The sequence below is a fragment of the Terriglobales bacterium genome (assembly GCA_035624475.1).
In the GTDB taxonomy this organism is placed as follows: domain Bacteria; phylum Acidobacteriota; class Terriglobia; order Terriglobales; family Acidobacteriaceae; genus DASPRL01.
In genome coordinates, this window is record DASPRL010000376.1 from 1 (window position 1) to 8100 (window position 8100).

Here is an 8100-nt window from a genome sequence, read left to right on the forward strand (position 1 = left end):
CAGTTGCCCCACGATGCTCTCGCTGGCCACGATCCATCCCAGTCGCAGCCCCGGCGCCAGCACCTTGGAGAAGGTATTCAGGGAGATCACCACGTTGTGTTCGTCGAGCTGGCGCAGGCTCTGCGGCGGCGGCCCTTCGTACCACAGCTCGCGGTAGGCGCCGTCTTCGATGACGGGCAGGCGATAGCGCGCCGCCAGCTTGAGCAGGTCACGGCGCTCTGCCAGCCCCAGCGTCCGCCCGGTGGGATTCTGAAAGGTGGGATTGATATAAAAGAGTTTCGGCCGGTAGCGCAGGACCAGGTCTTCGAGTTCATCCAGGTCGTTGCGACGGACGTCCCAGCCCGCCAGGCTGGCCCCGGCGGCGCGGAAGCTGCGGATGGCGCCCACATAGCTGGGACGCTCCAGCAGTACCGTGTCCCCCGGGTCGAGCAGGCAGCGGGCCAGCAGGTCGAGCGCCTGCTGCGAGCCGGAGACCACCAGCACCTTCTCCAGCTTGATCCCCATCCGCGCCGCCAGCGCCCGGCGCAGCCCAGGCTGGCCCTCCGCCGGCGCCAGGCCCAGCACGCGCGCGCCCTCGCGCTTCATCACCTGCTGCGCGATGCGCTGGTACTCCTCGAAGGGGAAGCAGTCCAGAGCGGGACAGCCGGCGGCGAAGGAGATCAGCGCGGGATTGGTGGAATCCTGCAGCAGGGCGTGGAAGTCCCGGTCGTTGCTGCGTTGCGCGCGGAGCGACACCTTGCCGCGCCAGGCGAAGGGGGCCTCATCGGCCTGGGGTGGAGCGCAGACGAAGGTGCCGCGGCCGACGTGCCCGCGCACCAGCCCGCGCGCCTCCAGTTCGCGGTAGGCCGAGGTCACGGTGGTGCGGCTCAGACCCAGCTCTTCGGCCAGGTCGCGTTCGGAGGGGAGGCGCGCACCCGGCTTCAGCGTCCCCTCCTGGATGGCTGCTTCCAGGGAAGCCAGGAGCCTCCCATAAAGAGGCCCGTCACCGTTCACCGGCTTCAGCAACTTGGAAAAGCTGAACAGCGTCGCCATGGCCAATCCGCCATTGGATATTTAATGTCTGGCCGGGTTCCGGGAAGAATCTGCAAGAACCAAGGTAATGCTAGCACGTCCTCAAGGCAGGGGAGCAGGCCATTCCAACAATGGACTGCTCAGGGCGGAAGGGGGACTAGCGCGTGCCGCGCTCGCGGCGGAGGAAGGGCGCGATCGCTCCCCGCTTGCCCACGAACCGGGCGAACATCTTGACCGGGTCGATCTTGACGAAGGTGGCCTCGCCGCGGGCCAGCACCTCGCCCTTGAGGTTGCGGATCTCGGCCACGTTGATGTGGCGGCGGCCGTGCACCCGCTTCTCCCGCGACTCCACGATCAGCGGCTTCTGCAGCGGCACCGGCTTCAGGTAGTGGATCTCCATCACCCGCGTCAGCGCGATCACCGAGCGCAGCTTGTTGACCTTGCCCATGGCCTCGTCGAGCACGGTGGCGATGATGCCGCCGTGGGAGTGTGCCGGCGGGCCCACGAAGCGCCCGTCCAGCCGGAAGCGCGAGATGAAATGCTTCTTCCTCTTGTCGAAGAAGAACTTCAGGTGCATGCCTTCGGGGTTGTCCTTGCCGCAGACGAAGCAGTAGTTCTTGGGGATGCGGACGTGCTTGGTTTCGTGCCCGTGCACCCGGGTGCGCGCTGCCATGGCCGATCCCACCTTGGCCGGAAAGCCGGCCATGAATTCTAGCACCTGCTCCCGCGGGGCCCGGCGCCGCTAGTAACAATCTTCTATCCCTGGCGCCGCTCCTTCCTGTATAAATCTCGGTTTCGCGGAATGCCGTTCCCGCAAGGAGGTCCCGGTGAGATCCTTCCGTGCCGCTTTCGTTCCCGTGCTGATGTTGGCCCTGCTGGCCGCGTTGCCGGCCGGCGCCCAGATGAACCTGCCCGCTGCCAAGAAGGGCAAGGGAAAGCAGGAGCAGAAAGAAGAAAAGCCCAAGGACGTGATGTCCTCCGGGACTTTCTCCGGCCTGGCCCTGCGCTCCATCGGCCCGGCGGTGACCTCGGGCCGCGTAGTGGCCTTCGCCGTCGATCCCGGCAACCGCGCCCACTACTACGTAGGCTCGGCTTCGGGCGGGGTGTGGAAGACCGATGACGACGGCATCACCTGGACGCCGGTCTTCGAGCACGAGGGCTCCTACTCCATCGGGGCCGTGGCCCTCGATCCCAAGGACCCGGCGGTGGTGTGGGTGGGCACGGGCGAGCTGAACTCCCAGCGCAGCGTCAGCTACGGCGACGGCGTCTATCGCTCGGATGACGGCGGCAAGAGCTGGAAGAACATGGGTCTGAAGAAGTCCGAGCACATCTCCAAGATCGTCATCGACCCGCGCAACTCCAACGTGGTCTTCGTGGCGGCGCAAGGCCCGCTGTGGGGCCCGGGCGGCGACCGCGGCCTGTTCAAGACCACCGACGGCGGCAAGACCTGGAAGAACGTCCTCTCCATCAGCGAGAACACCGGGGTCAGCGACGTGGCCCTGGATCCCGAGGACCCGGACGTGATGTACGCCTCCGCCTACCAGCGCCGCCGCCACGTCTTCACCCTGATCGACGGGGGCCCGGAGAGCGCGCTCTACAAGTCCACCGACGGCGGCGCTACCTGGAACAAGCTGCACAGCGGGCTGCCCGGCGGCGACTTGGGGCGCATCGGCGTGGCCGTCTCCCCCGCCGACCACAACGTGGTCTATGCCATCGTCGAGGCCTCCGAGGGCAAGGGCGGCATCTTCCGCTCCCGCGACCGCGGCGCCACCTGGGAGAAGATGAACCGCTGGGACCAGGGCGCCATGTACTACGGCCTGGTCATCCCCGACCCCAAGAATGTGGACCGCATCTACGTGCCCAACGTCCTGATCATGGTCTCCGACGACGGCGGCAAGAACCTGCGCCGCCTGGGCGAAAAATCCAAGCACGTGGACAACCACGCCATCTGGATCGATCCCAACGACACCAACTACCTGCTGGTGGGTTGCGACGGCGGCGTCTACGAGAGCTACGACCGCGGCGCCACCTGGGGCTTCAAGTCCAACCTGCCCGTCACCCAGTTCTACGACGTGGCCGTGGACAACAGCGCGCCCTACTACTACGTCTACGGCGGCACCCAGGACAATTTCTCCCTGGGCGGGCCCTCGCGCACGCGCAGCGCCGCCGGCATCGTCAACTCCGACTGGTTCGTGACCCAGGGCGGCGACGGCTTCCGTTCGCAGGTGGATCCCGAAGACCCCAACACCATCTACGCGGAAGCGCAGTACGGCGCCCTGGCTCGCTTCAACCGGGCCACCGGGGAAAGTACCGGCATCCAGCCGCAGGAGGGCAAGGGAGTCCCTCCCTATCGCTGGAACTGGGATTCGCCGCTCATCGTCAGCCCACACTCTCACACCCGGCTTTACTTCGGGGCCAACTATCTTTTCCGCAGCGACGACCGCGGCAGCACCTGGAAAGCCATCAGCCCCGACCTCACCCGGCAGCTCGACCGCAACAAACTGGCGGTGATGGGCAAGGTGTGGAGCGTGGATGCGGTGGCCAAGAACCAATCCACCTCCTTCTACGGCAACATCGTCTCGCTCACCGAATCGCCCATGAAGGAGGGCTTGCTCTACGTGGGCACCGATGACGGGTTGGTACAGGCCACCCAGGACGGCGGCGCCACCTGGACCAAGTACGACAAGTTCCCGGGCGTGCCGGAGATGACCTACGTCAGCCGCCTGGCCGCCTCCAGCCACGCCGAGGGCACCGTGTATGCCGCCTTCGATAACCACAAGAACGCCGACTTCAAGCCCTACCTGCTGAAGAGCACCGACTACGGCAAGACCTGGATCTCCATCGCCTCCAACCTGCCCGAGAACGGCCCCGTTCTGGCCTTCGTGGAAGACCCGGTGGACGCCAACCTGCTTTTCGCCGGCACCGAGTTCGGCGTCTTCTTCAGCGCGGACGGCGGGCAGAAGTGGATCCAGCTCAAGGGCGGCATGCCCACCATCGCGGTGCGCGACGCCGTCATCCAGAAGAAGATGAACGACCTGGTGCTGGCCACCTTCGGCCGCGGCTTCTACGTCCTCGACGACATCACCCCGCTGCGCTCGGTCACTCCCGAGCTGCTGCAGAAGCCTGCCAGCATCTTCCCGATGCGGGACGCCAACCTCTACCTCGAGACCGCCGCCCTCGGCCTGAGCGGCAAGGGCTTCCAGGGGGAGTCCTACTTCACCGCTCCCAACCCGCCCTTCGGCGCCACCGTGACCTACTACCTGAAGGACTCGCTGAAGACCAAGAAGGAGAAGCGGCAGGAGGCCGAGAAGGAGTTGGCCAAGAAGGGCGAGCCCATCCCCTTCCCCACGCCGGAGGAGTTGCGCGCCGAGGCGCAGGAAGAGAAGCCCGCCATCTACCTGGTGATCTCCGACTCCGCCGGCAACCCGGTGCGGCAGGTGAGCGCCGCCAGCGGCGAGGGTATCCACCGCGTGACCTGGGACCTGCAGTATCCCGAGCCCGAAGTGGTGGAGGGCGGCGGCGATAACCTCTTCGGCGGACCGCCTCAAGGTCCCCTGGTGATGCCCGGCGAATACAGCGCCAAGCTGGTGCAGTACGCGGACGGGAAGTGGAGCGACCTGGCCGGCCCCGTGTCCTTCAAGGTGTACGTGGAAGGCGCCGACGCCATGGCCGCCCCCGACCGCGCCGCTTTGCAGGCCTTCCAGCGCAAGGTCACCGAGCTCTATCGCACCGTGCATGGCACGCTGGAGACGGCCAACGATCTGAACCGGCGCCTGCAGGAGATGCGCAAGGCCCTGGTGCAGACGCCCACCGCTGATCCCAAGCTGCTGCAGACCGCCGACTCCCTCATCCAGCGCAACGAAGAGATCCTGCGCGCGCTGCGCGGCGACCAGGTGCTGGCGCGGCTGAACGAGAATGTCCCGCCCTCCATCCAGGGGCGGGTCTTCGGCATCATGGGCGACGTGGGCTCTTCCACCTCCAAGCCGACGCAGACCGACCTCGACAGCTACGCGGTGGCCTCGCAGGAGTTGGGCGAGCAACTGGGCAAGCTGCGCACGCTCCTCCAGGTGGATGTCGCCAACCTGGAGAAGGCGATGGAAGCCGCGGGCGCGCCCTGGACCCCGGGACGCATCCCCGAGTGGAAGGAGCAGTGAGAATCGCAGAATGAAGAATTCAGAATGCAGAATGGCTGCGGCTCGCCTGAGCCGTCAGTGATTCTGCATTCTTCATTCTGAAATCTGCATCAGGGGCTCGCGGCTCCAGAGTTTTCCAGGACCACGACCCCGCCCCAGGGCTTGTCGGGCTTGCGCCCCCCGGGATCGGGCAGCAGGGCCAGCAGCCGCATGCCGAACGAAAGCCGCTTCAGCTTGGCGGCGGTGTGCAGCAGAGAGCAGGCCTCCAGCGGCTTCCAGCCGCAGGGGATGAAGAAGTCCGGCCCCTCCCGGGGCGCGAACTTCAGCGGCGAGCCCGCCTCGCCCAGCGCGCCGCCGATGGCCTTCTGCAGCATCTTGAGCAGGGCTGGGGAGCAAAGGTCGGTGACCCAGCGGCGGAAACTGGCTGGGGCAGCCAGGTCGCGCGCCAACTCGGCCACGCCCGCCTCGTCGAAGTAGACGATCAATCCCTCGCTGATCACCAGCGCGCGCCTGGCTTCGCCTCCCAGCCGCTGGAACAGGGCGCGCCGCGCGGCCGTGTCGCGCAAGTCCAGCGGCACGCGCTCCAGCCCGCACTGGGGGCGGTCGGCGGCGAGGATCTCCTGCTTGTAGCTGAGCATGTCCGGCAGGTCCACCTCGACCCAACGCAGCGAAGCGGGAAGCTGCATCCGGTACGGCCGGGCATCGAGTCCGGCGGCCAGGTTGATGACCATGTCGGTGCCCTGCTGCACCTCGCGCTCCACAATCTGGTCGACCAGCCATGTGCGGGCGACGTACGACCAGGAATGCTTCTGGGCGAAGGGCATGGCGGCGGCGATCTGCCGGCCGCGCTCGCCGGCCAGCTTGCGGGCATGGGGGTCGCGGAAGACGGCGTCGGCGCGCTCGCTCTCCTGGGCGCGGTACACTGCGACCCACAAGGCCGTATCGGAGATGTGCCGGATGGGGTTTGCCGAACCCATGGGTACAGAATCATACTGTCCGCGCTTGGCGAATCCAACTCCCATCCCGGAGTCGCGGCTGATGTCTTTGGACGTCTTTCGCGGCATGACCATCGCCGCCATGATCCTGGTCAACAATGCCGGAGACTGGGGGCACGTCTATGGGCCGCTCGAGCACGCGGAATGGAACGGGTGGACCCCGACCGACCTGATCTTCCCCTTCTTCCTCTTCATCGTGGGCGTGGCCATGGTCTTGTCGTTCGAGGCCCGCAAGGCCAGGGGAGCGACGAGGATGGCGCTCCTGCGGCACGCACTTCTGCGCGCCGCCATCATCTTCGCGCTGGGGCTCTTCCTCGAGGGCTATCCCTTCCATCTCCGCACCATGCGCCTTCCGGGGGTGCTGCAGCGAATCGCGGTGGTGTACCTGGTTGCATCGCTGACCGTGCTTTATTGCGGGCGCAGGCTGCGCTCGGCGATCGCCGCCGCCATCCTGCTGGGCTACTGGGCGCTACTGAAGCTGGTGCCGGTCCCGGGCTACGGGGCGGGCGTGCTGACCATGGATGGCTCGCTGGCCGGCTACGTCGACCGTACGCTGCTCTATAACCATCTCTGGGTGGCCCACCGCTTCGATCCGGAAGGACTGGTGAGCACCCTCCCGGCGGTCGCGAGCTGCTTGCTGGGTGTCTTCGCCGGGGAATGGATACGAGAGAAGAGCGGCTTCTCGCTCATCCGAGGCCTGCTGGTGGGCGCGGTGATTGGGTTAGGGCTGGGCAGGCTGTGGGGCCTGTGGTTTCCCATCAACAAGAACCTTTGGACCAGTTCCTACGTGCTGTTCACGACCGGCTTCGCGCTGGCGCTGCTGGCGCTCTGCTACTGGACGGTGGACGTGCGCGGCTGGAGGAAGTGGGCGCAACCCTTCGTCTGGTACGGCGTCAATCCTCTGGCCATCTACTGCCTCGCCACACTCCTGGGGGTGCTGAGCGTCAACCACTCCCTGGGCGGCCGGCGGGTGAAGGACATCGTCTATGGCGGCCTCTACGCGCACCTCACCCCCGATCCCTACTTCAACTCTATGCTCTACGGGCTGAGCTACGTGCTGCTGTTCCTGGTGGTGGCCTGGCTGCTCGATCGCAAGCGGATCTTCATCAAGGTGTGATCGAGTGGCCGCAGTGCCGAGTCAAGCCTTCTGCGCCACCAATTCGGCGAATGCCTTTGCTTCCACGACCTCGCGGTAGGAGAGGACCTTCAGTCCCGGGAAGGCGCGCCGCAGCTCGTTCTTCCTGAGCAGGAAGCTCGGGTCCCTGGGACCGCCCATGCCCAGGTTGCGTTGCGGGCGCGTGTAGGTCTTGTAGAGGAGGATGCCTCCCGGGTTGAGCGCCCGCGCCAGGGCAGGGAAGAGCTTGCGTTCCAGGAAGAAGAAGACCAGGACCAGGTCGTAGCGTCCCCGCGGCAGCTTGCCCCGGCGCAGGTCCCTCCGCCGCAGCGTCAGCTTGACCCCGGCATGGCGTGCGCGTCGCCGGGCCTCGGCCAGGCCCACCCGGGAGAGGTCGGCGATGGTCACCTGCCAGCCGCGCCGGGCCAGCCAGAGAGCGTGCCGGCCGACTCCCCCTGCGACATCCAGCGCCCTCCCTGGCCGCGGACGACCGGGTGCGATAAACTTGCGGTAAGCGGTGGGCAGGAAGGGGTCGGGTTGGCGCCACTTGTGGGCGCCCTCGCGATAGCGCTGGTCCCAGTCGCTGCCCCCATGGGGGGAAGGTCTTGGGCCCCGCCGTTGGGTCTTCCGGGGGGCCGGTTCGCTGCGTCCTGGACGCCGTAGGGTGCTCATTTTGCCCGGTTTAACTGATTTTTTGCTGTACGAGAGCGCCTCGCCGTGGATATTCTAAATGGCTTGACCTTAGTGTCGATTGTGAACTCTATGCCCGGGAGGGCTTGATGCCGGAGTTGCAGACCCGAAGCTACCACGCCAACAACTTCGTGCGTGCGTTTCGCCGTTGGTTCGT

General features: G+C 66.5%; 6 protein-coding genes. 2 read left to right on the forward strand and 4 right to left on the reverse strand.

Annotated features, from left to right (window positions below):
* Both VEG08_14665 and VEG08_14670 read right to left on the reverse strand, forming a co-directional pair.
* On the reverse strand, positions 1-1032 hold a 1032-nt coding region (locus tag VEG08_14665; GenBank protein ID HXZ29234.1), incomplete at its 3' end, for a PLP-dependent aminotransferase family protein.
* A 136-nt stretch (positions 1033-1168) separates the two neighbouring features.
* Positions 1169-1717: a PaaI family thioesterase gene (locus VEG08_14670; protein ID HXZ29235.1), complete on the reverse strand. Its 549-nt coding sequence runs from the start codon at positions 1715-1717 to the stop codon at positions 1169-1171.
* 121 nt (positions 1718-1838) lie between these two features.
* On the opposite strand from VEG08_14670, the gene VEG08_14675 reads away from it, so the two are divergent.
* A complete protein-coding gene (locus tag VEG08_14675) occupies positions 1839-5165 on the forward strand; it encodes a glycosyl hydrolase (protein ID HXZ29236.1) in 3327 nt (1108 codons plus the stop codon).
* 89 nt (positions 5166-5254) lie between these two features.
* On the opposite strand, the gene VEG08_14680 is transcribed toward VEG08_14675, so the two are convergent.
* Complete coding sequence (locus VEG08_14680; GenBank protein HXZ29237.1) at positions 5255-6121, reverse strand: SAM-dependent methyltransferase; 867 nt, start codon at positions 6119-6121, stop codon at positions 5255-5257.
* A 25-nt stretch (positions 6122-6146) separates the two neighbouring features.
* Between VEG08_14680 and VEG08_14685 the strand changes: the two genes are divergently transcribed.
* Entirely contained in the window at positions 6147-7256 is a 1110-nt protein-coding gene (locus VEG08_14685) for a heparan-alpha-glucosaminide N-acetyltransferase domain-containing protein (GenBank protein HXZ29238.1), read from the forward strand.
* 21 nt (positions 7257-7277) lie between these two features.
* Here VEG08_14685 and VEG08_14690 read toward each other — a convergent pair whose 3' ends face one another.
* On the reverse strand, positions 7278-7925 hold the full coding sequence (locus VEG08_14690; protein ID HXZ29239.1) for a methyltransferase domain-containing protein: 648 nt from the start codon (positions 7923-7925) through the stop codon (positions 7278-7280).
* Positions 7926-8100: the final 175 nt, after the last annotated feature.